The sequence below is a fragment of the Rhizobium sp. RHZ01 genome, assembly GCF_014851595.1.
GTDB classification, from domain to species: domain Bacteria; phylum Pseudomonadota; class Alphaproteobacteria; order Rhizobiales; family Rhizobiaceae; genus Rhizobium; species Rhizobium altiplani.
Map to the genome: position 1 here is coordinate 1 of NZ_JACUZZ010000033.1, position 24,652 is coordinate 24,652.

25 protein-coding genes, 1 tRNA gene and 1 pseudogene are annotated in these 24,652 nt (G+C 60.5%); 17 read left to right on the forward strand and 10 right to left on the reverse strand.

Translation table 11 applies throughout. From position 1 onward, the window contains the following. Positions 1-113 (forward strand): annotated as a pseudogene (locus IB248_RS26360) (IS110 family transposase); the annotation flags it as partial. A 137-nt stretch (positions 114-250) separates the two neighbouring features. On the opposite strand, the gene IB248_RS26365 reads toward IB248_RS26360, so the two are convergent. Then, on the reverse strand, positions 251-1,339 hold the full coding sequence (locus IB248_RS26365; RefSeq protein ID WP_169683830.1) for a citrate synthase/methylcitrate synthase: 1,089 nt from the start codon (positions 1,337-1,339) through the stop codon (positions 251-253). 87 nt (positions 1,340-1,426) lie between these two features. On the opposite strand from IB248_RS26365, the gene IB248_RS26370 reads away from it, so the two are divergent. The 6 genes from IB248_RS26370 (at position 1,427) to IB248_RS26395 (ending at position 8,253) form a co-directional block, all read left to right on the forward strand. Continuing rightward, on the forward strand, positions 1,427-2,572 hold the full coding sequence (locus IB248_RS26370) for a citrate synthase (protein WP_169683831.1): 1,146 nt from the start codon (positions 1,427-1,429) through the stop codon (positions 2,570-2,572). 126 nt (positions 2,573-2,698) lie between these two features. Continuing rightward, complete coding sequence (locus IB248_RS26375; protein ID WP_246733829.1) at positions 2,699-3,220, forward strand: FecR family protein; 522 nt, start codon at positions 2,699-2,701, stop codon at positions 3,218-3,220. A gap of 5 nt (positions 3,221-3,225) precedes the next feature. Next, a complete protein-coding gene (locus IB248_RS26380) occupies positions 3,226-5,085 on the forward strand; it encodes an adenylate/guanylate cyclase domain-containing protein (protein WP_192241898.1) in 1,860 nt (619 codons plus the stop codon). A gap of 97 nt (positions 5,086-5,182) precedes the next feature. Then, on the forward strand, positions 5,183-7,057 hold the full coding sequence (locus IB248_RS26385; RefSeq protein ID WP_192241899.1) for a DEAD/DEAH box helicase: 1,875 nt from the start codon (positions 5,183-5,185) through the stop codon (positions 7,055-7,057). Between the two features lie 54 nt (positions 7,058-7,111). Next, positions 7,112-7,543 carry a GNAT family N-acetyltransferase gene (locus IB248_RS26390; protein WP_062370917.1) on the forward strand — a complete coding sequence of 144 codons (432 nt, stop codon included), beginning with the start codon at positions 7,112-7,114 and terminating at the stop codon, positions 7,541-7,543. A gap of 14 nt (positions 7,544-7,557) precedes the next feature. Continuing rightward, a complete protein-coding gene (locus tag IB248_RS26395) occupies positions 7,558-8,253 on the forward strand; it encodes a 50S ribosomal protein L11 methyltransferase (protein ID WP_192241900.1) in 696 nt (231 codons plus the stop codon). Positions 8,254-8,266: 13 nt separating this feature from the next. On the opposite strand, the gene IB248_RS26400 is transcribed toward IB248_RS26395, so the two are convergent. The 6 genes from IB248_RS26400 to IB248_RS26425 are packed head-to-tail and all read right to left on the reverse strand — an operon-like array spanning position 8,267 to position 14,200. Next, entirely contained in the window at positions 8,267-8,683 is a 417-nt protein-coding gene (locus IB248_RS26400) for an ACT domain-containing protein (RefSeq protein WP_018854997.1), read from the reverse strand. Positions 8,684-8,733: 50 nt separating this feature from the next. Then, positions 8,734-9,957: a gephyrin-like molybdotransferase Glp gene (glp, locus tag IB248_RS26405; protein ID WP_192241901.1), complete on the reverse strand. Its 1,224-nt coding sequence runs from the start codon at positions 9,955-9,957 to the stop codon at positions 8,734-8,736. Continuing rightward, positions 9,954-10,451, reverse strand: coding sequence for a cyclic pyranopterin monophosphate synthase MoaC (moaC, locus tag IB248_RS26410; RefSeq protein ID WP_018854999.1), 498 nt, complete (start codon positions 10,449-10,451; stop codon positions 9,954-9,956). The genes glp and moaC overlap by 4 nt, the downstream gene beginning before the upstream one ends. A 1-nt stretch (position 10,452) precedes the next feature. Further along, positions 10,453-11,265: an indole-3-glycerol phosphate synthase TrpC gene (trpC, locus tag IB248_RS26415; protein WP_113470420.1), complete on the reverse strand. Its 813-nt coding sequence runs from the start codon at positions 11,263-11,265 to the stop codon at positions 10,453-10,455. 9 nt (positions 11,266-11,274) lie between these two features. Beyond that, positions 11,275-12,291: an anthranilate phosphoribosyltransferase gene (trpD, locus tag IB248_RS26420; protein WP_018855001.1), complete on the reverse strand. Its 1,017-nt coding sequence runs from the start codon at positions 12,289-12,291 to the stop codon at positions 11,275-11,277. Between the two features lie 16 nt (positions 12,292-12,307). Further along, complete coding sequence (locus tag IB248_RS26425; RefSeq protein ID WP_192241902.1) at positions 12,308-14,200, reverse strand: peptidylprolyl isomerase; 1,893 nt, start codon at positions 14,198-14,200, stop codon at positions 12,308-12,310. Positions 14,201-14,416: 216 nt separating this feature from the next. Between IB248_RS26425 and IB248_RS26430 the strand changes: the two genes are divergently transcribed. Beyond that, positions 14,417-14,698, forward strand: coding sequence for a hypothetical protein (locus IB248_RS26430; protein ID WP_007793703.1), 282 nt, complete (start codon positions 14,417-14,419; stop codon positions 14,696-14,698). Between the two features lie 61 nt (positions 14,699-14,759). On the opposite strand, the gene IB248_RS26435 is transcribed toward IB248_RS26430, so the two are convergent. Beyond that, entirely contained in the window at positions 14,760-15,011 is a 252-nt protein-coding gene (locus IB248_RS26435; protein WP_025660968.1) for a GlsB/YeaQ/YmgE family stress response membrane protein, read from the reverse strand. Positions 15,012-15,791: 780 nt separating this feature from the next. Between IB248_RS26435 and IB248_RS26440 the strand changes: the two genes are divergently transcribed. Both IB248_RS26440 and IB248_RS32415 read left to right on the forward strand, forming a co-directional pair. After that, a complete protein-coding gene (locus IB248_RS26440) occupies positions 15,792-15,998 on the forward strand; it encodes a hypothetical protein (protein ID WP_018855004.1) in 207 nt (68 codons plus the stop codon). A gap of 405 nt (positions 15,999-16,403) precedes the next feature. Then, positions 16,404-16,589 carry a hypothetical protein gene (locus tag IB248_RS32415; RefSeq protein ID WP_169683850.1) on the forward strand — a complete coding sequence of 62 codons (186 nt, stop codon included), beginning with the start codon at positions 16,404-16,406 and terminating at the stop codon, positions 16,587-16,589. A 65-nt stretch (positions 16,590-16,654) separates the two neighbouring features. Here IB248_RS32415 and IB248_RS26445 read toward each other — a convergent pair. Further along, positions 16,655-16,730 (reverse strand) — tRNA-Lys (locus tag IB248_RS26445). Positions 16,731-17,173: 443 nt separating this feature from the next. On the opposite strand from IB248_RS26445, the gene IB248_RS26450 reads away from it, so the two are divergent. From IB248_RS26450 to IB248_RS26470, 5 genes are all read left to right on the forward strand, one after another. Further along, a complete protein-coding gene (locus tag IB248_RS26450; RefSeq protein ID WP_018855005.1) occupies positions 17,174-17,365 on the forward strand; it encodes a hypothetical protein in 192 nt (63 codons plus the stop codon). Between the two features lie 355 nt (positions 17,366-17,720). Then, on the forward strand, positions 17,721-19,013 hold the full coding sequence (locus IB248_RS26455) for an efflux RND transporter periplasmic adaptor subunit (RefSeq protein WP_192241903.1): 1,293 nt from the start codon (positions 17,721-17,723) through the stop codon (positions 19,011-19,013). Between the two features lie 12 nt (positions 19,014-19,025). Then, positions 19,026-19,742 carry an ABC transporter ATP-binding protein gene (locus tag IB248_RS26460; RefSeq protein ID WP_018855008.1) on the forward strand — a complete coding sequence of 239 codons (717 nt, stop codon included), beginning with the start codon at positions 19,026-19,028 and terminating at the stop codon, positions 19,740-19,742. Further along, positions 19,732-20,940 carry an ABC transporter permease gene (locus tag IB248_RS26465; RefSeq protein ID WP_018855009.1) on the forward strand — a complete coding sequence of 403 codons (1,209 nt, stop codon included), beginning with the start codon at positions 19,732-19,734 and terminating at the stop codon, positions 20,938-20,940. Before IB248_RS26460 ends, IB248_RS26465 begins: the two co-directional genes overlap by 11 nt. A gap of 247 nt (positions 20,941-21,187) precedes the next feature. Beyond that, positions 21,188-21,805, forward strand: coding sequence for a GntR family transcriptional regulator (locus IB248_RS26470; protein WP_169683835.1), 618 nt, complete (start codon positions 21,188-21,190; stop codon positions 21,803-21,805). A 45-nt stretch (positions 21,806-21,850) separates the two neighbouring features. On the opposite strand, the gene IB248_RS26475 is transcribed toward IB248_RS26470, so the two are convergent. Beyond that, positions 21,851-22,663 carry a ferredoxin--NADP reductase gene (locus IB248_RS26475; RefSeq protein ID WP_025660972.1) on the reverse strand — a complete coding sequence of 271 codons (813 nt, stop codon included), beginning with the start codon at positions 22,661-22,663 and terminating at the stop codon, positions 21,851-21,853. A gap of 247 nt (positions 22,664-22,910) precedes the next feature. Between IB248_RS26475 and pcsA the strand changes: the two genes are divergently transcribed. Continuing rightward, entirely contained in the window at positions 22,911-23,639 is a 729-nt protein-coding gene (gene pcsA, locus IB248_RS26480; protein WP_018855012.1) for a phosphatidylcholine synthase, read from the forward strand. 9 nt (positions 23,640-23,648) lie between these two features. Continuing rightward, entirely contained in the window at positions 23,649-24,629 is a 981-nt protein-coding gene (locus IB248_RS26485) for a quinone oxidoreductase (RefSeq protein WP_192241904.1), read from the forward strand. The last annotated feature ends 23 nt before the right edge of the window (positions 24,630-24,652 follow it).

The following is a 24,652-nucleotide window of genomic DNA, read 5'->3' on the forward strand; positions in this document are numbered from 1 at the left end:
TGAAAGCGAAAGGAAAGCCCGGAAAGGTCGCTCTCGTCGCGGTCATGCGAAGGATGATCATAATCCTCAATGCCAAAATGAGAGACTATCGAGCAACGGTGATTGACGCCTAACACCGTTGCTTTTTAATTGCCGAGAGACACTTAGCAATTTGCGGCCTATCTCAGCGGTTAGAGGCTTCCCCGCACCGAGACCCACTATAAACGATATGCCGGCGGCTGGGACCGCCGGTTCTTCTTATTGTCGATGCTCACGCCGCCTGCGGCACCGGCCCGACATAGATCGACCGAGGACGGATCAATCTGCCTTCCAGCGCCTGCTCGCGCGCATGCGCGATCCACCCCACGGTCCGGCCGATCGCGAATACGCCGGTGAATGATTCGCGCGGAAAGCCCAGCGCATCGAGCAATAAGGCGGTGTAGAACTCGACGTTGACGTCCAGCGGCCGGTCTGGCTTGCGCTCCCTCAGGACAGCAAGCGCCGCACGTTCGACGGCTTCCGAGAGCTCCACGCGCTGGCGATCGACCTGCCCAGCCAAGACGAGCGGTCGCAGCGCCTTCTTCAATGCATCGGCGCGCGGATCACGCACCCGGTAAATGCGGTGACCGAAGCCCATCAGGCGTTCGCCGCGATCCAATGCTCCACCGAGCCACCCGCGTGCATTCTCGCTGGCTCCGATCTCATCGAACATATCGAGCACAGGCCCCGGCGCGCCGCCATGCAAAGGTCCTTTAAGCGCACTTATCGCCGCGAGCACTGATGAAGTGAGGCCGGCCCGCGTCGAGGCGATGACGCGCGAAGCGAAGGTCGAGGCGTTCAAGCCATGGTCGGAAATGGTCACAAGATAGGCGTCGAGAGCAGCCTTCTGCTCCGCACTCGGCATCCTGCCTGTGAGCATGCGCAGGATGTCGGCTGCCTGGGGTAGCGAAGCGTCCGGGGCCACGGGTTCGTTGCCGGCCTGCAGACGGAGTATCGCCGGCAGGAAAACTGCGGGCGCTGCCAGCAATCGAAGCGCCGCTTCGAAGTCCTCGCCATCTGGCAGGCGAGCGATGAGAGCGCGCATCGCGTCCACTGGCGGCAAGGCCAGCAGGTCCGATTGGAGGGCCGCCACATGGGCAAATATGCGCACCCGCATTTCACCCAACCAATCGCCGAGTTCTGCAGGACCAAAATGCCGTTCCGTCAGGCCGTCGAGCAACAGCGCGGCAACACTTTCATAGGTTGCTGTCGATACGAGATGATCGAGCGACACGCCACGGATGATCAGGCGGCCCGCTTCGCCGTCGACATCGGAGAGCTGCGTTTCCGCTGCGATAACATCTTCCAAACCGTTTTTCATGGTGTTTTCTCCTTTACGTGCAACAGGATCAAGCTTAGATTGATTGACGTCAATCTTGATGCAAATGATCAATGTAAAGAGGACAAAATGCTTTGGCTGACAGCCGAGCAGGCGCTCGAGAAACTCGGAACCAAGCCACAAACGCTGTACGCCAATGTGAGTCGCGGCCGTATCCGGGCCAAAGCAGATGCCAGCGATCCACGGCGAAGTCTTTACAATGCGGTCGACGTCATGCGGCTTGCCGCACGTCACGCTGGCCGACGAAAGACCGAGACAGTTGCGGCAGACGCCATCCAATGGGGCGATCCCGTGTTGCCATCTGCCATTTCCACCATTCTGGATGGCCGACTCTACTATCGCGGCCGTGATGTGGCGACATGGGCGGAACATGCGACGCTCGAGGAGACCGCGGCACTTCTGTGGAAGTCCGGACCGATTACAGCCGCAGCAAGCGAGTCTTCTGAAACTGCACCGTCGTTAGAGCGGGCATTTGTTTTGCTCGCACAGCGCGTGACCCGCGACTTACCGACTCTCGGCAGAGCGCCAATCGTACTGCAAGCCGAAGCAGAAAGTATTCTTTCGATCGTGGCCAGTGTCCTTGCTCCAGATGCGGCAGCTTCACCATTGCATCTGCGCCTCGCCACCAGCTGGTCCAGGCCAGAAGCCGCCGATTGCATCAGGCGCGCGCTTGTGCTCCTTGCCGATCACGAGCTCAACGCGTCGACCTTTGCCTCGCGAGTGGCTGCTTCTTCAGGCGCAACGCTATCGGCCGCGGTCCTGTCGGGCCTATCGACTTTGAGCGGACCGCTCCACGGTGGCGCCTGGCATGGCGTCGCCTCGTTGATCGCAGAGGTCGACGCGCTCGATGCCAGTCAAGCAATACGGCAGGCGTTGACACAGGGAAGACCGCTGCCGGCGTTCGGCCATCCTCTGTATCCGGATGGAGACATCAGGGCAAAGGCGCTGATGGCTCAGTTCGACTTGCCGCCGAGCTACGCCGAACTGGCGACCGCGGGACAAGAGATCGTCGGGGAAGGCGTCAACATCGATTTCGCGCTGACAGCCATGAGCGCCGCCTTCGATCTTCCCGATGATGCGCCCCTCGTGATTTTCGCGCTCGCGCGAACCGTCGGGTGGCTCGCTCATGCCATGGAGCAGATCGAGAGCGGCCACCTTATTCGCCCGAGGGCGCGCTATACTGGACCGGCAATCGAAAGACCGCTTAAGACATAGACAATGTCGGATAGGCGTTGACGTTTTGACATGCGTGCTGCAGCTATCAGCGTATGATGCCGTCGCACGCCCGGGCTGTCCGGCCATGCATTCAGGTAGGGGACGAATATGCTTGTGAACTCCAGAATGCTCCTGGCGCTGGCCGCGTGGGCAAGCGCTGCCTGTCTATTCAGCTCAGATCCGGCACTTGCGCAAGCGAACGGATGCACGATGGCGCGCGTGGCGGGAACGGCGCGACAGATCATGCGGTGCGCGGATGGCGTGACGATCACCGCCGAGGCGGGGGCTCGCTTCAACGTCGTCGACCGCAATCACGACGGGCGACCGGACACGGTCTCGTTGCGCAACAAGGCCGTGCTCGTCGATGTCGACCGGGCGCGGCACCCGGACGGATTCGAGGTCGTCACACCACAGGCAATTGCCGCCGTCCGCGGCACACGTTGGGTTGTCGATGTCAAGAACGGCACGACCTCTGTCTTAGTCGTACGCGGACGCGTAGCGGTCGGCCGTCCTTCGGCAGGAGCAGCAGCACGCGTCGTGCTGAATGAAGGCGAGGGTGTTGATGTCGCGCCGGGCAGCGCACCGCTCACCGTCCGCCGCTGGCCGCCGGCCCGTAGCGCGGCCCTGCTCGCCCGCCTCGGCCAATAACGCCGATGCAGGGCAGACGGCTCCTGGTCACGATTGCTCTGCTGCTATCCGCGCTCTGGGGCGGCCTCCTCGGCTATATGCATCTTTCGGGAAGCATGAGTTTCCTCGACCGCCTCGAAGCTTCCCTTACTGACGTGCGAAGCACGGTGATCGGCGCAAAGGAGCCTCCGCCGGTTACCAGCATTGTTGCGATTGACGACCAGACTGCCGTCGACAACGGCTATCCTCTCAATCGGGCAACGCTTGCCCGCGTGGTTGCCGCCGTCGGCGCCTTCAAGCCGAAGGTCATCGCACTTGATCTTTTGCTGGTTGATCCCGGACCAGAAGAGGGAGATGCGGCGCTTGCCGTGGCGCTCCATCAGAGCCCCAGCGTGATCGCCGCCGCAGGCGTCTTCCCGAAAGACACACAGGCGGTCGATCACGACGCCAATGATCCGCTGGCAGCGATACCGGCAGCCAGCCAGATGCTGTTGCCTCTAAGTCGCTTTTCCGACGTTGCTGCTATTGGCGTCGTCAACGTCGCCACCGACGAGTCAGGCACACCGCGTTTCATTCCGCTGATCTCGCGTGGCGGCGCACGAGTCGATGCCTCATTTCCGTTGCGGGTGGCGTCACTGGCACTGGGTATCAATCCGGCATTCTCGCCTGGCGGGCTTGCGCTCGGCGATCGGCATCTGCCGACCGACAACGGGCAGCGCCTGCCGATCACCTTCTATGGTCCACGCGGCACCATTCCGACATTCAGCGCGGCGGATGTGCTGGCCGGCAACCTCCCCGCCAAGGCAATAGAGGACAAGATCGTCGTGATCGGCTCCACGGTGACGGGCGGTGGCGACGTCTTCCCAACCCCATTCGATCCGGTATTGCCGGGCGTCGAGGTGATGGCGACGGCAGCGACGCATCTGATTGCTGGCGACGGCATCATCAGGGACCGCAATGTGCGCCTGCTCGATTCGCTGATCGCGGTGGGTCTGCCGGTGCTGTTGATCAGCCTGCTTGCGTGGCGACGCAGCGCCATCGGCTACGCTATCATTGCGTCGGCGGCGCTTGCATGGGCCGCCCTGAACGTTGTCGCCTTCGCGCACGGCTATTGGTTCAGTGCGGCATTGCCAATCGCAGCGGCGCTGCCGCCCGTGCTGCTTTTCGGCGCCGCCGAGATCTGGATGGATCGTCGCCAGGCCGCACACTTTGCGGCGCAAAGCGACCTCCTGCAGCGCATCGAGGCCCCGGGCCTGGGAGAGTGGCTCGCCCGCGATCCCAACTTTCTCGCAAAGCCGGTCCGGCAAGACGCCGCAGTCGTCTTCATCGACCTCTCCGGCTTCACCGGCTTGAGCGAAGCAATCGGCGCGACGAATGTCCGCGAAGTTCTCAGCGACTTTTTTGAACTGGTCGACGAAGAGGCGCGCTCGCACGGCGGCGCGGTCACCAGCTTCATGGGCGATGGAGCGATGATTCTTTTCGGCTTGCCGCAACCGGCCGATGACGATGCCGCGCGAGCCGCCGCGTGCGCCGTTCGCCTGTGCGGGCGAATGCGTCCCTGGCTTGCAATACATCCCGCGCTGAGCGGCCGAAAGACTGGTTTCAAGGTTGGAGCTCATTGCGGTCCGGTCGTTGCCTCGCGCCTAGGAACCGGCAGCCGCCAGCAGATTACCGCAACCGGTGACACCGTGAATGTCGCCAGCCGCCTGATGGAGGTCGCGGCAGAGTGTGGTGTCGAACTGGCGTTGAGCGCCGCACTGATGAAGGCGGCAGGCGCCGATAGCGCGCCGCTTCGCGCCGGCCAGCTCGAGGGCCCTGCAAAAGCACGCATTCGTGGCAGAAGCGAAGGCATCGACGTGTGGCTATGGCAGGGACATCCGCTTTGACATTTGCCGCCTGACCAAGTAGGAACGGCCAACTTCTCCACCGGCAATTGCCGGCCAGGGCGCAACATGCGCGTGAGACTTCCGAAAGATAGACAACATGACAGATTTTAACGGCGTCGTTCCGGCGATCGCCAAGGCGTTGGTGAAGCGCGGTTACACCGAGCTGACGCCGGTTCAAAAGTCCATGCTCGACCCGGCGCTCGCCGCGTCGGACGCCCTCGTTTCGGCCCAGACCGGCTCCGGCAAGACCGTAGCCTTCGGCCTCGCGCTGGCGCCGACGCTGCTCCAGGACGCGGAACGCTTTGGCCCTGCAGCCGAACCGCTGGCTCTTGTGATCGCACCGACGCGCGAACTCGCGCTGCAGGTCAAGCGCGAACTCGAATGGCTTTATGAAGCGACGGGCGCGCTGATTGTCAGCTGCGTCGGCGGCATGGACATCCGCAGCGAGCGCCGTGCGCTGGAGCGTGGCTCCCATATCGTTGTCGGCACTCCCGGTCGCCTCTGCGATCATATCAGGCGCAATGCGCTCGACATTTCCGGCCTCAAGGCTGTTGTACTTGATGAAGCCGATGAAATGCTCGATCTCGGCTTCCGCGAAGATCTGGAGTTCATTCTGGATTCCTCCCCCGATGACCGTCGCACGCTGATGTTCTCGGCGACGGTTCCGGCAGCCATCGCGAAACTCGCGAAGAGCTATCAGAAGAACGCTGTCCGGATCGCAACGGCCACCGAGGAAAAGCAGCACGGCGACATCGAATACCGGGCTCTTGTCGTGTCGCCGAGCGACCGCGAGAACGCGATCATCAATGTCCTGCGCTACTACGAAGCGACCAACGCCATCGTATTCTGTTCGACGCGCGCGGCGGTGAACCATCTGACGGCCCGCTTTCACAATCGCAACTTCAACGTCGTCGCCTTGTCGGGCGAGCTGACGCAGAACGAGCGCAGCCATGCGCTGCAGGCAATGCGGGATGGACGCGCCCGGGTCTGCATCGCAACGGATGTCGCCGCCCGCGGTATCGACCTGCCGGGTCTTGACCTTGTTATTCATGCCGACCTGCCGACCAATCCCGAAACCCTGCTTCATCGCAGCGGCCGCACCGGTCGCGCCGGCCGCAAGGGCGTCAGCGCGCTGATCGTGCCGCTGAACCTCCGCCGCAAGGCAGAGCGTCTTCTCGACAACGCCGGCATCTCGGCCGCCTGGGCTCGTCCACCGTCAGCAGAGGAGGTCACAGCACGTGACGAAGTCCGTCTGCTTGCCGACCCCATCTTTGATGAAGCCTCGAGCGAGGAAGCCCAGGACCTGGTCAAGCGGCTTCTCGATACGCATGGCGCCGAAAAGCTCGCTGCTGCCTTCGTCAACCTCTATCGTTCGAACCAGTCCGCGCCGGAGGATCTGATCGAGGTCTCGGTCCAGGACAGCCGTGGCGGCAAGCGCCGCGAGCATGCCGAGAGTTTACGGGAGCCTTATCAGAAAGGTCCGCGCGACGACTTCGGCGCGAGCGTCTGGTTTTCGATTTCGGTCGGTCGCAAGCAGAATGCAGAGCCGCGATGGTTGATCCCGATGCTTTGTCGGAACGGCAATCTGACCAAGCGCGAGATCGGCGCGATCAAGATGCAGCCCGAGGAAACCTACGTCGAGATTTCCGCGGCCAGCGCCGACAGCTTCCTGCAGTCGATCGGTCCAAACAAGACGATGGAGCGCGGCATCCGCGTGACGCCGCTGAACGGCACGCCTGATTTCAGCAAACCTGCCGCCGCAAAACCCTATGCCGGCAAGAAGGCCTTTGGCGAGCGTCGTGAATTCACGGATGAGCGCCCCAAAGGCAATTTCCGCAAGGAAGCCCGCGGCGAGGGCGGGAGCGACGAGCGACGCGACTCGAAGCCTTGGGGCAAGAAGCCGGGCAAGCCGAAGTTCGAGGGCAAGGGCGGCAGCGGCCCTAAGCCCAAGTTCTCGAAAAAGAAGGCATAATGATCCCACCGGCGGCGCAGCCTTGCGTCGCCGCTTGAACCCGCGGAGAGGACAATGGCAGATACCATCGTTTTAACGGTTCCTGTTTTCAGTACCCTTTGCAATGAGGCGTTCAAGCTCCGGCGCGCGGTCTTTGTAGCCGAACAGAATGTACCCGCCGATGAAGAATTCGATGCGCTTGATCTTACTGCGCATCATGTCGTCGCGGTTGCAGGCGGTGAGGTCTGCGGGACGCTCCGGATCATCCATGCGAACGAGCATGTGAAGATAGGCCGCGTCGCCGTCGGCAAGGCATGGCGCGGACATGGTGTCGCAAGCGCGATGTTGACCTATGCGATGAACGAGCACCGATCTGCCCGTGAGAACCGGTTTTATCTGACGGCACAAAGCGATAAAATAGCACTCTACGAACGCTTCGGATTTGCCGCCTTCGGCGACGAATTCCCTGATGGCGGCATACCGCATCTGGCGATGAAGAATTATTGATCCGGCCGAGCGGAATGAGCGGACACCGCCATCCTGAGGCTGAACCAAATCGCGATGCTTTATTTCCGCGGGATGTCCGCGCCTTTATCGTCGAAAACCTTCACCTGAAACCCGCACCCGGCCTGCAGGAGATAGTTCTCTACACGGCTCATCCCGGCAGTGGGCTGTCGCGCCTCAGAACCAGCGACGCGGAGGATGCGCCGCCGTACTGGGCCTACAACTGGGCTGGTGGAACGCTGCTCGCTCGGCATATTCTGAATTATCCGGACATCGTTAGTGGCCGCCGCGTCCTCGATCTCGGCGCAGGGTCCGGCATCGTCGGGATCGTGGCCCGAAAATGCGGAGCATCCCTCGTGATCGCAGCCGAGATCGACACGAACGCTATCGCGGCGATCGGCCTCAACGCGGCAGCGAACGGCGTCGCGATCGAAGTGACGAGCGCTGACGTGCTTGCCGGCCCACCGCCGGATGTCGATGTCATCCTCGCTGGGGACGTCTTCTACAATCCCCAGCTTGCCGGGAGGGTTTTGCCGTTCCTTGCGGCCAGTCGCAAGGCAGGCGTCGATGTGCTCATCGGAGATCCACGCAGGCAGTCGCTGCCACTCGCAGCCCTAAACCTAGTCGCTGAATACGCTGTCCCCGATTTCGGCGACGGTTCGACCGGGCAGGGGGCGATCGGCGGGGTGTTCACTCTGGCGGACGCCCGCTGATCAAAGACGGCGTTTAGGCCGACGACGTTTCTTGTAGTTTAAGCAAGATCTCGAGCGCCAAATCCGCCATGGCGACTGGAACGAAGACATGATCGTGATGGTAGGCCGCTACCATGTTGCACGGGATTGAGCGGGCTGCCAACGCAGAAGCAACCGCGGCCGTCAGGCCGACACCTTCCAGCGACGAAAAGACTTCAAGAACGATACGCCGCATCGGCGCATCGCAATTAAAGCCGAGTTCCGCAGCTCGGCCTCTCGAGAGGATCAGGGAGGTCCCTTCGTGCTCGCGAAACCATGCAAGAGCATCGGGAACAGCAAGCTGTGCCACATCCTCGTCTGAGGTCACGCAGAATACGAACTCGCCATCCATGAGCGCAGGCGTCATGCGCGAAAGCATGGCCTGTGTGTCTTTGACAGCCTCCTTCGTCATCTCAATCCTGCTTTCTGTTCCCAGGAAACAATCAGGGCAGGCTCGACGACTCAGCCCAGAAGATCAGGCCTCAGCATTATCACCGGGCAGGGACTTCCGGCGGGCAGTTCCGGTGCATGCGGTGGACGAACGATCAAGCAGTCGGACTCGGCGAAGATCTTCATCATGGACGAGTCCTGCTTGGTGAACGGCTTTGTCGCCAGCGCGCCGGATGACGATCGCGACAGCGTGGCTCGGACGTAGTCCTGCCGCTGGTCGTTGGCACGAAGCGTCGCAGCCGCCTCTACGGTCGCCTCGCGTCTGACTGGTGGCAGCGAGGCCAGTTTCCGGATCAACGGTTCAAGGAACAGGATCCCGCAGACTAGGCTCGACACCGGATTACCAGGCAGGCCAATGACATGGGTTTCGCCGAGGCTGCCGACCATCAAGGGTTTGCCCGGGCGCATGGCAATCCGCCAGAAATCGAGCTTCATGCCCGATGCGAGCAGCGTTGCCTGCACCAGATCATGGTCGCCCACCGACGCTCCGCCGAGCGTCACGATGACATCGACCTCGGCCCGCCTTGCGCGCTCGACCGCCGCCGAAATCGCGGCTTTGTCGTCGGGGACGATTCCGAGGTCAAGAACCTCGGCGCCCGCCTTGCGGGCCATGGCAGCGATGCCAAAGGTGCTAGACGCAATGATCTGCGCGGGAGCGGGCGAGCTTCCAGGTGGCAACAATTCGTCGCCGGTCGCAAGCAACGCAACCACCGGCTTGCGCCGGACCTCAAGGGTCGCGTGGTTCATTCCGGCCGCCACGGTCAGGCGAGAGAAGTCCAATACAGTGCCGGCCTTCAGCACCGCTTCGCCTTCGAGAAAGTCCTGGCCGCGAGGCCGGACGTGCTGGCCGGGACGAACTGCAAAGGTCGTGCGGATGCCACCCTCGATTTTTTCCGCATCCTCCTGCAGCAAGACGCTATCCGCACCGGACGGAACCGGGGCGCCGGTGAATATACGGACGGTCTCGCCCTTGCCGACAACGCCCTCAAACCCGTGCCCGGCGGACGACATCCCTATGAGCTTCAACTGACTGCCGGGCTGAGGGGCGTCGTCACCGCGCAAGGCGTACCCATCCATCGCTGACGCGTCGAAAGGCGGCTGGGTCAACCGGGCTGCAACATCGGTCGCGAGCACACGACCGTCGGCCTCCGGCAAGGGGACTGTTTCAAGGGTCTCGATTGGCTCAGCACGCGACAGCAGGCGATCCTGCGCCTCAGCAACCGGCAGCAAGCTCATTTGCCGTACTCCGGATGACGAAAGTCTCCAGACTTGCCGCCAGATTTTTCGAGTAGCCGGATGCCTCCGATTTCCATGGCCTTATCGGCGGCCTTGGCCATGTCGTAGATCGTCAGGCAGGCGACGGAAACGGCTGTCAGGGCTTCCATTTCGACGCCCGTCTTGCCCGTCAGCTTTGCCGTTGCGGTGACGCGCAAGCCAGGGAGATCGGCATCCTCCGTGATGTCGACCGAGACTTTCGTCAACATCAGGGGGTGGCAGAGCGGGATGAGGTTGCTCGTCTGCTTGGCCGCCATGATGCCGGCAAGGCGCGCCGTGCCGATCACGTCGCCCTTTTTCGCGTTGCCCGCGCGAATGAGATCGAGCGTTGCCGTCGCCATCCGCACGTGCCCCTCGGCGGTCGCGATCCTTGTGGTTTCGGCCTTATCGCCGACATCGACCATATGCGCCTCGCCGGAGGCATCAATGTGCGTGAGACCGGATTGGCCGCTCATATCACTCGGCCGCCTGAGCGGCTTCGGCGAATAGGAGCGCGCGCGTCGCCGCCGTAACATCTTCTTTGCGCATCAGGCTCTCGCCAACCAGGAACGTGTTGATGCCTACCGCCTGTAGGCGCTTGCAATCCGCGTTCGTGAATATGCCGCTTTCGCCAACCAATAGGCGATCCTCTGGAACCATCGGCGCCAGCTTTTCGCTGACTTCGAGGCTGACTTCGAATGTCCGCAGATTGCGATTGTTGATGCCAACGAGCGGGGAGGAGAGCTTCAGCGCGCGCTCCATTTCCTCGGCATCGTGAACTTCCACCAGTACATCCATGCCGAGGCCGAAGGCCTCGTCCTCGAGACGGTTTGCATCGTCATCGGAAAGCGACGCCATGATCAGGAGAATGCAATCGGCACCCCAGGCGCGGGCTTCTTGCACCTGATAGGTCTCGAACATGAAGTCCTTGCGCAGCGCCGGCAGCGAACAGGCGGCACGTGCCGCCATCAGAAATTCCGGCGCGCCCTGGAAACTTGGCGTGTCCGTCAACACCGAAAGACATGCCGCGCCTCCGAGTTCATAGGCCTTGGCCAGCGACGGCGGGTCGAAGTCGGGTCTGATCAGTCCTTTGGAAGGACTGGCCTTCTTGATCTCGGCGATCAGACCGTACTGGCCGGCCTCACGTTTTGCAACGAGCGAGCGGTGGAAGCCGCGCGGCGCCGATTGATCCGCCTGCATCGCCTTCAGGTCGGCCAGCGACACTTTCGTCTTTGCGGCGGCGATCTCTTCCCGCTTGTATAGTTCGATTTTCTTCAGGATGTCGGTCATGGCTCTATCCTAGTCGATGTCGTTCGACACGGCGACGAGTTTATCGAGGGCTGCCGCCGTCGCACCGCTATCCAGCGATTGCGCAGCAAGCCGCATGCCATCCTTCAGCATCTCAGCCTTGCCGGAGATCACCAGCGAGGCCGCTGCGTTGGCGAGCGCGATATCGCGGTACGCGTTCTTTGCGCCGCTCAGGACGTCGCGCAGCGCCGCCGCATTCACCACGCCGTCGCCACCCTTGATGGCTTCCAGCCGGCAAGGTTCTACGCCGAAATCCGCGGGCGACAGTTCGAAGGTGCGGATCTTGCCGCCCTCGAGTGCCGCGACGCTCGTCTGTCCCGTCGTGGTGATTTCGTCGAGGCCGTTGCCGTGGACAACCCACACGCTTTCCGAGCCGAGATCGCGCATGACCTCGGCAATCGGAACGACCCACTGCGGCGCGTAAACGCCAAGCAACTGGCGGCGGACACCGGCCGGATTGGAGAGAGGGCCAAGCAGATTGAAGATGGTGCGCGTGCCAAGTTCGACACGCGTGGGTCCAACGTGACGCATCGCAGAGTGATGCTGCTGGGCAAACATGAAGCCCACGCCAGCTTCGCGAATGCAGCGCGAGATCACCTCGGGCGTTACATCCAGCTTGACGCCGAGGGCAGCGAGGCTGTCGGCGGCGCCCGATTTCGAGCTCAGTGCCCGATTGCCATGCTTTGCAACAGGGACACCCGCACCGGCCACGATAAGGGCAGCCAGCGTCGAGATATTGTAGGTCCCGCTTGCGTCACCGCCGGTCCCGACGATGTCGATTGCATCCGCCGGGGCATCGACGGTCAGCATCTTGGAGCGCATCGTCGTCACAGCGCCGACAATCTCGTCGACCGTCTCACCGCGGACGCGCAATGCCATCAGGAAGCCCCCGATCTGCGAAGGGGTTGCCTGACCGGACATCAGTATGTCGAAGGCCTCGCGGGCCTCCTCACGTGTCAGAGGCTCGCGGCTTGCAGCCTTCGCCAAAAGCGGCTTCAGATCGGTCATGCGCTTAATGTTCCCCTTAGCGGACTGCCGCCTGTTCGGCGAGAGGTTGATTGACCGATGCGCCGTACTGCGTCTGCAGCAAGTTGACCATCTGATCGAGAATGTCGTCGCCGGCAGCGTTTGCAGTTGACGTGATCTGTTGGTCCTGGTTGTTGAGAACGTCACCCGTCGGTTCCGTGTTGACTTCAGTGACCTTGAGCAGAATCTGCGTCGTCGGGTCGCCACCAACGGCGCTGGCAATGGTGTCGATCGGGCCGGAGAACGCGGCAATGACACCGGCCCTGCCGAGAACGGCGTCGTCGGTGCCGCGGGTGATACCACTCTTGCTTTCGACCGTAATGCCGAGCGGTGCAGCGATATCGGCCAGCGACGTTCCCTTCTGCGCCTGCTGCTTCAGCTCTTCGGCTTTTTTGGCGAGTTCGAGCTTCTGCTGTTCGGCGGTCCAGTCGGCGATTGCCTTATCCTTCACTTCGCTGAGCGGCCGATCACGCTCCGGCGTGATGTCGCGGACGTCGAACCAAAGATAGCCGTCGGTGCCGATCGAGAGGGAAGGAGCGTCTGCCCCAGCCTCAGTCTTGAAGGCAGCCCCAAGAACCTGCTGCTTGGCCGGAATATCCTTGACCTCGTTGCCGTCCCTATCGAGACCGGTCGCATCGACGGCGTCGATCACGACCGCCTTGAGCTTGAGCTGCTCTGCAATCTGTTCCAGCGTCGAGCCCGACCCGCGCAGATCCTCGATCTGATCGTGAACGTTGATGAGTTCCTGCGAGGCGTTGGAAACGGCCAATTGCTTGCGGATCTCTTCCTTGACCTCGTCAAGGGTCTTGACGCTCTCGGGCTTGATGTTGCTGACACGGACGATGACCGGGCCGAAGGTGCCATCGACAACGGGCGTCGTTCCGCCATCCTTCGAGACGGCGAAGGCCGCATCCGCGATCGCCTGATCCGGCACCTTGTCCTTGGAGAACTCGCCCAGGAACACGTCCGCTGCCGTCTTGCCCTGATCGGTCACCAGTTGATCGAACGTCGTGCCGGTCTTCAGCGCGGCCAGCGCGGCATTGGCAAGATCCTTGTTCTGGAAGGTCAACTGCTCGATCGTACGGGCCTCTGGCGTGCGGAAGCTCTCCTTTCGCTTTTCGAAATCCTCGCGGATCTGGTCGTCCGTAACGGAGGCGGCATCGGCGATGTCTTCCGGTTGCAGCTTCAGGAACGCGATCTTGCGGTATTCCGGCGCGCGGAAGCGCGTCTTGGCGCCTTCGAACCACTTGGCGAGGACATCCTCGGCAGGCGCCTTGATCGGCTCGATATTGGCGTTGGTCAGCAGCAGGTAATCGATACCGCGACTTTCCTGGCGGTAAAGCTTGAGCGCATCGACGAGCGTTTTCGGCGCCGTGAAGCCGTTCGATACTGCATCGACGATCTGGCTCCGAACGGCGACCTTGCTGCGCTCCTTGATGTAATCATCTTCGCGGATGCCGGCATTGCGCAGGCGCGACGTAAAGAGGGTACGGTCGAACTGGCCATTCACCGCCTTGAAGGCTGGATCGTCGCCGATCAGCTGCGCAAGCCGATCCTGCGACAGGCCAAGGTTCATGTCTTCCGCCAACTGATCGAGCGATGCGCCGGCGACCAACTGTGCCAGAACCTGCTGCTCCACACCGAAGGCCCGGGCCTGCTCGGGTGTCAGGCGCATGCCGAACTGCTGGCTGAGATTTGCGACCTGCCGCTGGTAGGCCAGGCGAAACTCGTTGACGTCGACGTGCTGGTCTCCGACGCTGACAACCGTCGTGCTCGTGCCGCCCGATATCAGTGAGCGCGACACGCCCCAAATACCAAAAGAGGCGACAAGTAGCAGCATGAGGAGCTTGGCAACCCAGGTGTGAGCAGCTCTTCGCAGAAGATCGAACATCGAAACGCAAACCTCGCATTATATTCGCCCGTTCGCGGGCAAAGCTTTTGACGTTCCTTAGAACAAAGCCAGCAGGAAATGAAGGGTTATCGCACGAAAACATCTGCGCTATATGTGCAGTCATACTGGGCGCCTGGCGCCGCAAAAGAGACCGGACATCGGAACCTTTCCCAGCACTAATTCGTTGAAGAGCATCCGGAAAAAGAGGAGCAGACCATGGCCGATATGAAAACCGCCTCCGCCCAGTCCGCAACCGCGCGTGTGAAGGCGGAGATCGCGGCAGACGATCTTTCCGCACAGGTCGCCGCATTGCGCGAAGACCTTGCACGCCTGTCCGAAAGCGTTGTGGCGCTTGGACACGGCGCCAAGACCGCCGTCGCCGACGAGGCATCGGTCATGACGGAGCGGCTGCGCGACAAGGTAAGGGAGGAACCTATCTTCGCGCTCGCCGTGACAGCCGGCGTCGCTTACCTTTTCGGATTGATGAGCCGTCGATAGATCGAACGGCGTTTGACCAGGCAAGGGCCGGGCGTGTTGGCGCCCGGCTTTTGGTTTTTAACTAGCGACGAATGACTCGCCCAACGGCAATGAGCAGGCACGCGCCGACGAAGCCAGCAATCAAATACCCGAGCCAGCCGGCAAGCGCGATGCCCAGCCCAGAGAGGATGGCGTTCGCAACGATCGCGCCCACAATGCCAAGAATGATGTTCATCAACAGGCCCATGTTGCTGTTCATGAACTTTTCCGCCAGCCACCCGGCAATGCCGCCGATAATGATAGCTGCTACCCAACCTACGCCTGCGTCTTCCATATGATTTTCCTTCCAGAGAAACTACGAAGTCAACGCTCGAGGCGGAAATTGAGGCCTTTGTAACGGCCGGGGCAGTGCATGGCAGAAGAGGTATGCTTTTGGCAGCGTAAGGCAGGTCAAACGCAAAGGCTGCGCAAATGTCCAATGCCGGCAGTCAGACTCAATTCCCCCGAGAGAAAAGATAGGCGATCCGTTTGGTTGCGCAACGCAAATGTGTTCGCCCTAAAACGAGGACAACGGCGGCAAAGTCCGTGCGATCGACCTCACATCCCTTCAAACACACTTTCCGAACAATCTTCGACGGCCCCCCTTAACCCAGCCACAACCACTGGACGTCCTTTTGCAAAACACTCGACGTGGTGTCGAGTGCGCCTTGAGAGATGCTGAATGGTTCCGCCAGGCAGGCACAAATTCACCAGCTGGCAAGTCGCGAACAAAACACCATATCACGGGGTCATCACGTTTTGACGACAACGTCGGAAATGCATACCAATCGTCGTACTTTCCGGTATATCAGTCGCGTAGGAATAATACCAATATGCGATCAGTTTTGTTCCGGAAGACGAGTCCGGAGCTCTCTCGTCGGATGGCGCCCGCAAAATCCATCACACTTCCGTGATGGTTTCAGATGGCTGATTATACCGTGAATCGCTTTGCCGACCCCCCTTGTGTCATCGAAAAAGCTCATTCTCAACGAAATCGCGCGTTTCCTTAAGCATTTGCTTGCTCAACCTGCAATCTATGTCATGGTAGCTTCCTCACATGAGAGGGGTTCTAGCTATGATTAATCTTCAATCGGTTCGTAATGACACTACTCATGATCAACGCCTGCTCGATTGCCGCGCCGATGTTGAACCCGCGCTCCATCAGATCATCCGCGATGCGCAACTAAAGGGGTGGGCGCCGGCGGAAGTGGCGATGGCAATAGCGGATGCAGCGGATGACTACATTCTGTTGTTGGCCAGCAGGAAGGCGACGTCGCATTGATAGGCGTCACATTGCTAATGGGGCGAGGACGAGGACACCGGATCTGCGGGCAAGGCAGCAGCATTTGCCCGCAGGAAAGATCTCCGCACATCCAGGCATCGCGGCACCGGGGTAGTGAATAGCGTTTCAGCACGCCAGTAGAGTGATGACATCACGGAGTGGAGTTCAACCCACTACCTACAGGACGAAAATCTGCGACCTGTCGGATAAAATCAGGTGAGTTTCGCTTCATCGTGCCTCACGCCGCATAGCGATGCCGCAGAGGATCTGGAACTCGCCGGCGGTAGCGGATTCGTGAACTGTGCCTGGCAAAGGGCGCCGTAATTCTCGCCCGGGCTTGCGATGACACGCTAGATTGCGCGCGCGGCGGTGAGCAATGGCCCTCCCGGAGGAGCGCGGACGCACATATTTCTCACATTTCTGGCGGCCGTGGCGCTGATCGGCCTTTCCACAATCACCTCAGCCTGCACCACAAACCCTGATCAGACCTCATCAATCGGGTCGTCATCGGCCTATCTACGCGATCGCTCTGTAAATCCAGCCTGTGCAGATGGGTTCAGACCTAGTAACGGCCGCCCGTGCAGCTATTAGACACGAACGTGGTGCGAGGACGCAAGGCAGTCGCCGTCCCAAACTATACTAAGTCTTTGATTTCATGGTGAGAGCGTCGGGGTTCGAACCCGAGACCTACTGATTAAAAGTCAGTTGCTCTACCGGCTGAGCTACGCTCTCCCTGAAGCCGAGCGGTGCGTCCGGCTGGAAGTGCGCGGAACATATGCAGGTGCCCCATTGCGGTCAACCAAAAAATCACCGTTCCCTGTGCATTAGGCACATTTCTTGCGACTGGGCCTGAAAAGGCGGCCCCCTGGAAACGGCCAAAAAGAAAAGCGCCCGAAGGCGCTTTGTAAAAGTTGGGGGAAACGAGGTCATGAACCGGGCGGACGAAAGTTCGAATATAGTGTTGACGACCCGGAGAAAGCGGAAAAATCCGGGTATACTTTCGCGCCGCCGAGTCCGCTTGGCTCGGCTCACAATCTCAGCATATAAATGCGCGACGGATCAGAAGGTTCCACCGAAAAAGATTTAATCGAATCAATCCTTTCCGAGGCTGGTCGATACCTTCACAAAGTCACATGACGCTCTAGCTAGCTCCTTGTACAGACAAGGAGACTGCGATGACCAGCGTGACCACACCCACAACGACCACCCGAAAAGTGTTGCGCGGGCGACCTTACAGCCTCGGTGAGTTTGCCAGGAAGTATAGACTAGAGGAAACCGAGGCAAAGCGGCTCTATGAGAAGTTCGGGCCATCGGCCACGGAACTCGATCTGCTCATGGCCGCCAAGCGGCGTCTACCGGTTCATTGATGGTTCTATCAAACGCATAAGGACTGCAGCAAATCGAGTTGATTCGCTTTTGTCGCCGTTGCGGTGTGGCCATCACTCGGTCAGTCCGGCGAGGGGCTGCAGCTCTCCACGACGGTTCTGCAGTTTCAGCGGCTGCAGATCGAAGAGGTCGAAGGCCAGCTTAAGAGCGACGGCCAATACAAAGCGAATCCTCTCGGTCCCATTTCAGCCTACGGAAACTGAACTTTCATTACCAAGATTTCATTTCATTCGACCGTCATTTCGTGCCAATCCGGGCCGATGCTAATCTGCCGTTCAGCTTCGACATGATCATCTTGCTGGCGGCTGCGTTGGCAGCATGTTGATCGAGGCCGGAATGAACGACGTCAAGACTATGCACGAAACCAAGCCGACCAAGGCGAGCGCCGACCTGGCGACCGTCCTTGCGGCTTCACGCAAACAGTCGAAGGGCCGTTGGCGTGGTCGCCTATTGGTATTGCTTCTGCTGATTCTTGCGGCCGGCGGGGTGGGTTATTTCTATGCGCGGCAAGAAGGCAACCAATACAGCTACGCCACTCAACCTATCAAACGCGGCGACCTGACCGTGCTGGTTACGGCAACCGGATCCGTGCAGCCGACAGAGCAAGTGGATATATCAAGCGAGCTGTCGGGAACGGTTCGCGAGGTGAACGTCGACTATAACAGCGAGGTCAAGGCCGGCGAGGTTCTTGCCGCTCTCGATACGAACAAGCTTGAGGCGGACGTCAAGAGTTCGCGGGCGAAACTCGATTCGGCCAAAGCGAATGTCGTGAAGGCGACCGCCGACCTCGAGTCGGCCCAGAGCTCGTTCCAGCGAGCCCGCAACCTCGTTCAGAGCAACGTTTCTACGCAGCAGAGCCTCGAAGATGCGCGCTACAAGTTCGATTCCGCGGTTGCCGCAAAGGACATCAACGTCGCTGCCGTGCTCTCTGCGGAGGCCGATCTGCGGCTGGCCGAAGTCAACCTCGCCAAGGCGAAGATCGTCTCGCCGATCAACGGTGTGATTCTCACGCGTTCGGTCGATCCCGGCGCAACGGTCGCAGCGTCCTTGTCCGCGCCGGTGCTGTTCGTCATCGCCGGCGATCTGCGGAAGATGGAACTGCAGGTCGATGTCGACGAGGCCGATGTCGGTCAGATTGCCGTCGGCCAGAAGGCGACGTTCACGGTTGATGCCTATCCCAACCGGACCTTTCCGGCCGAGATCAAGCAGATTCGATTTGCATCCGAGACCACGAACAACGTCGTGACCTACAAGGCGATCCTGTCGGTCGACAATGCTGACCTGTTGCTGCGTCCTGGCATGACCGCGACGGCTGATGTCACCGTTGAGGCAGTCGAGAATACCCTGATGATCCCAAATTCGGCCCTTCGCTATGCCCCCCCGGCTGCAGAGTCTCCCCGCGGCCGCGGCATCTTCGGCCTGCTCCGACCACCGCGCATGGGGCCACGGAGCGGCAACCAAGGCGAAGCCCTGACCGGAGCAAAGCGGCGCGTATGGCTGCTGAAAGCAGGCAAGCCGGCACCAGTGATCATCCAGGTGGGGTCTTCCGACGGGCAATTCACTCAGATCGTTTCCGGTGACCTGAAGGAAAGCGATGCGGTGATTACCGACGCTACGCAGGCGAAGTAGGCGAGGCTCACGATGCAGAGCCCGGCACTTATCGAATTCAAGCAGGTCTCGAAGATCTATGGTCAGGGAGAGGCGGCCATCCGCGCCCTCGACCGGGTGGATCTGTCGATCCGCGAACACGAATTCGTCGCCATCATGGGACCTTCCGGCTCGGGCAAGTCGACGGCCATGAACATTCTTGGTTGTCTCGATGTGCCCACCGACGGCGACTACATTTTCCAAGGCGTCTCAACACAGGGCTTCGACCGCAGCCAACTGACATTGCTGCGCCGTCATATGCTCGGCTTCGTATTCCAGGGGTTCAACCTGCTGCCGCGCACCTCGGCGTTGGAGAATGTCGAGTTGCCGCTGATCTATCGCGGCATGCATGCAAGCGAGCGCCACCGCAAGGCCAAGGAGGCGCTCGGGCTTGTGGGGCTTTCCGGGCGTGAGCATCACAAGACGCAGGAACTGTCCGGCGGCCAGCAGCAACGTGTCGCGATTGCCCGGGCGATCGTGACCGAGCCCTCGCTGCTTCTCGCGGATGAGCCAACCGGCAATCTGGACACGAAGACCAGCGTCGAGATCATGGACCTGATGACGCGACTGAACCGCGAACAGGGCATCACGATCGTCATGGTCACGCACGAGCCCGATATTGCTGCCTACGCTCAGCGCCTGCTGCGTTTCATAGACGGCAAGCTCGAGACCGAGGTCGAGCATCGCGGGAGGGCGGATCATGTTCTTTGAGACGCTGAAACTTGCGCTGCGTGCGATCAGCCGGAACATGCTTCGTTCCTTCCTCACGGTGCTCGGCGTGGTCATCGGGGTGGCGGCCGTCATCGCGTTGGTGACGATCGGCAACGGTACGACCGCCCAGGTTTCGGCCGAGCTTTCACGGCTCGGCACCAACATGCTGTTTGCGCGCCCGGGTCAGTTCGGTCCTGGTCGCCCAAGCTCGGAAGCACGCCGCTTCACGATCAAGGACGTCGACGCCATTCGCGATCAGGTCAATGGCCTGCGCGCCGCGGCGCCGCTCAATCAGACGACCGCGACCGTCATCTACGGCGGGCAGAGCCACTCGACGACCGTGATGGGGACGAACAACGACTACTTCATCGCGCAGGACTGGGACATGGCGATCGGCCGCACCTTTGACGCGGCGGAAGAACGCGGACGCCCGCGCTGCATCCTCGGAGAAACGGTACGCTCGCAACTCTTCGGCGCCGCCGATCCCACGGGACAGCAGATTCGCGTCGGCAAGGTTTCGTGCAGCATCATCGGCGTCCTTGCCAAGCGCGGCCAGTCCGGCATGGGCAACGATCAGGACGATGTCGTCGTCATGCCCGTTAAGGTCTATCAACGCCGGGTCGGCGGCAAAGCGAACGCCAATGTCCAGATGATCGTGATCTCGGCGCGCGACGGGGTGTCGACATCGAAAGTTCAGACCGAAACCGAAAACCTGCTTCGGGAGCGGCGCAAGATCGTACCGGGACGTGACGATGACTTCAGCGTCAATGACATGACGCAGATTGCTGACGCAATGACCGGTACCACGACACTGTTGACCAGCTTGCTCGGAGCGGTCGCCGCGATCAGCCTGCTTGTCGGCGGGATCGGGATCATGAACATCATGCTGGTGTCAGTGACCGAGCGCACCCGCGAGATCGGCATACGCCTGGCGATCGGCGCACTGGAAAACCAGGTGCTGCTGCAGTTCCTTGTCGAGGCGGTGGCACTCTCCGTGTTTGGTGGGATCGCAGGGATTTTGCTGGGGGTCAGCCTTGGTTATGGAGCAGTGACCGTGCTGAAGGTGCCGTTCGTGGTCAGCCCCACGATGATCGCTGTGGCGTTCGCGTTCTCCGCCGCGATAGGGATGGTCTTCGGTTACTTCCCCGCTCGCAGTGCGGCGCAGCTCAACCCGATCGACGCGTTGAGGCACGAGTGAGCGGAGGCGCCTGGTTTCGGCCGGGCCGCTGCTCTGCATGCCTCATAGGGTTAGGCGCTCGGCGCTGGCCAGCGCTCTTGCGTCACCACTCGCTGCAAGGCCATTTGCCATTTCACCGTGATTGAGAAGACGCATCGCCGGAAGATCCAGGCGCTCCCGCGGCTTGCCGTTCGAAAGAACGCTGATATATCATTAACGTTACAGTCGCTTCGCAACACGCATACACTTTCTGGAGCCGAATACGCGGATGCAGAACTCACTCAGCCACCGTGCCTATCTCACCCTGGAACATGCGATCGTGACGCTGACGTTGCAGCCGGGCGCCTTGGTTACCGAGAAGCATCTGATCGACCTTGCCGGTCACGGACGCACGCCGGTGCGCGAAGCGATCCAGAAGCTGGCGTGGCAAGGGCTCATCGTGGTGAAGCCGCGTGTCGGGCTGCAGGTGGCCGAAATCAAGCCGACGGACCATGAGAACGTCATGCAGGTTCGCCGCGAGCTCGAGCCGATCGCTGCCGCCCTGGCAGCCGACTTTGCGACATCAGAGCAGCGCAGGGAACTGGGTGAATGTGCCCAGACGATGGAAATGTCCGCCACGACCGGCGACTTGGCAGCATTCTTCGCCGCGGACAAGACCTTTGACGAAATCCTGGAAGAAGCCTGCCCGAACAGTTTCATAACATCGGCGCTCGGACCGGTTCAGACCCATTCCCGTCGGCTCTGGTCTGCATCCAGCAGTCCCGACAGGATGGATCAATCCATCTCTCTGCACGTCGAGGTCATACGGGCCATTCAGCAGGGCAGATCCCAGGACGCCAACCGGACGATGGGCGCCCTCATCGAGTATCTCAGTGGCCACAATTGAAAACGGCCCCATTTCGGGGCCGTGAACGCTTCTATCTTGGCTGATTTAGCCGACGAATGCCCGCTCGATAACGAACTCCGCCGGCTTGCTGTTTGCGCCCTCGTTGAGGCCAGCCTTTTCCAGCAGTTCCTTGGTATCTTTCAGCATCGCCGAGGACCCGCAGATCATACCGCGATCGATTGATGGATCGAGCGGCGGAACGCCGAGATCGGTGAAAAGCTTGCCCGCCGAGATCAAATCCGTGATGCGGCCGCGATAGGCGAAGTCTTCGCGGGTGACCGTCGCGTAGTGGCGCAGCTTGTCGCCGACTATCTCCTGCAGAAGTTCGTCGTTCTTGATTTCCTCGACGAGATCGAAGCCGTACTTCAGTTCCGCTACGTCGCGGGTCGTGTGCGTGAGGATGACTTCCTCGTACTTCTCGTAGGTTTCTGGATCGCGGATCAGGCTCGCGAAGGGGGCGATACCGGTGCCGGTCGAAAACATATAGAGACGACGGCCGGGCGTCAGCGCGTCAAGCACCAGCGTGCCCGTCGGCTTCTTGCGCATCAGAACCTGGTCGCCTGGCTTGATCGCCTGCAGATGCGAGGTCAGCGGACCATCCGGGACCTTGATCGAGAAAAACTCCAGCTCCTCCGCCCAAGCGGGGCTTGCGATCGAATAGGCGCGGAAAATCGGCTTGCCTTCGACCATCAGCCCGATCATCGCGAATTCGCCGGACCGGAAACGGAAACCCTGCGGGCGCGTCATCGTGAACCGGAACAAGCGGTCCGTATAATGCGTCACGCTAAGCACGGTTTCGGCATAGACTCCGGCCGGAATCGGGGAGGCGAAGTCTTCGGTTTTTGCAGGGGCGTTCATTTCGGTATCGGATCCCGTATTCATCGCACAATGTTATCGATGCCAGCGAGATATTACAAATAGTGTCGGGATTAAAGGTAATCCATTCTTTCTCATGCGACTTGCACGAAATATGCGTGTCATCGTCAGGATTCCTGCCCCTTGCGTCGCTTCGTCGCTTTTGCGCTGGCGAAGCGAAGCAAAGGATGCATATTAAGCCAAAAACCGCGTCTGCCATGCGCGGACGCCATAGGCTGCTCGGGGAAACATGAAGATTTTCAATTACAAGCGCGTACCTTACGCGGAGATGCGCGCATTTTCCGTCCATATTCTGACGGCATCCGGATCTTTTCTCGCGTTCCTCGGCGTGGTCGCTGCTGCCGAGCACCGGTTCATCGACATGTTCTGGTGGCTCGGCCTTGCGCTTCTAGTTGACGGTATCGACGGACCGATTGCCCGCAAGGTGAGCGTCAAGGAGGTGCTGCCAAACTGGTCGGGCGATACGCTCGACAATATCATTGACTATGTCACCTACGTTCTATTGCCGGCCTTTGCCCTCTACCAGAGTGGCATGATCGGCGAACCATGGTCCTTCGTGGCGGCAGGCATGATCGTCGTATCGAGTGCAATCTACTACGCGGATACCGGAATGAAGACGGACGAGTACTTCTTCTCCGGCTTCCCAGTAGTCTGGAACATGATCGTCTTTACGCTTTTCGTCATCGATGCCAGCGCGATCACAGCACTTGTCGTCGTCATCGTTTCCGTCATCCTGACCTTCCTGCCGATCAATTTTCTCCATCCTGTCCGCGTCCAGCGCCTGCGTCCGCTCAACCTCGGTGTTTTCTTCCTATGGTCGGCGCTCGGAATGTATGCGCTTCTGACGCATTTCGTGATCCCGCAGTGGGCGCTTGTCCTCTTTATCCTTAGCGGTATCTACCTCTACTGCGTCGGCGCCGTGCTGCAGTTCTTCCCGGCGCTTGGACGTAGAGCCTAGGAGAAGACGATGGCAAAGACGCAGGCGGTCTCATTCAGCAGGACCGGTGGACCCGAGGTTCTTGAATATGTCGATATCGACCTGCCGCCGCCCGGCGCAGGCGAAGTGCAGATCAAGCATGCAGCCATCGGCCTTAACTTCATAGACGTCTACTTCCGGACAGGTCTCTACAAGGCGCCGCATACGCCTTTCGTGACGGGCAAGGAAGCGGCTGGCACTGTCATCGCTGTCGGGCCTGATGTAGAGGATTTCAAAATTGGCGATCGGGTCGCCTATGCCGGTGCGGATGGCGCATACAGCGTCGAGCGGAACGTCGAGACCAAGCACCTCGTCAAGGTGCCGGATGGAATTCCCCTGGAAACTGCAGCCTCGATGATGTTGAAGGGAATGACTGCGGAATACCTGCTCAACCGGACATACAAGGTTGGCCCGGATACGACGATCCTGTTTCACGCCGCCGCCGGTGGCGTCGGCCTCATCGCAGGCCAATGGGCCAAGGCGCTCGGGGCAACGGTGATCGGCACCGCGGGGTCAGATAGCAAGGTGCGTTTGGCACTCGAGCATGGCTACGACTACGTTATCAACTATAACACCGAGAATTTTGTAGAGCGCGTGCGCGAGATCACCGGTGGGGCAGGGGTCCACATCGCCTACGACTCGATTGGCCGCGACACGTTTCCGCAATCGCTCGACTGCCTGCGACGGTTCGGCATGTTCGTCTCGTTCGGCCAATCCTCAGGACCGATCGAGAACTTCACCCTTGCCATGCTCGCGCAGAAGGGATCGCTCTTTGCAACACGGCCCACGCTTTTCGCCTACATCGCAACACGCGAAGAGCTAACCAATTGTGCAAACGCGTTATTTGATGTTGTTTTGAGCAACAAAGTGCGTATCAATATCAACCAAACCTATCCATTGCGTGAAGTCGGACGGGCTCACATGGATCTGGAGTCCAGAAGAACTACCGGAACTACGCTGCTGATCCCATAATGACCCGAATGGGCAGGGTCGGC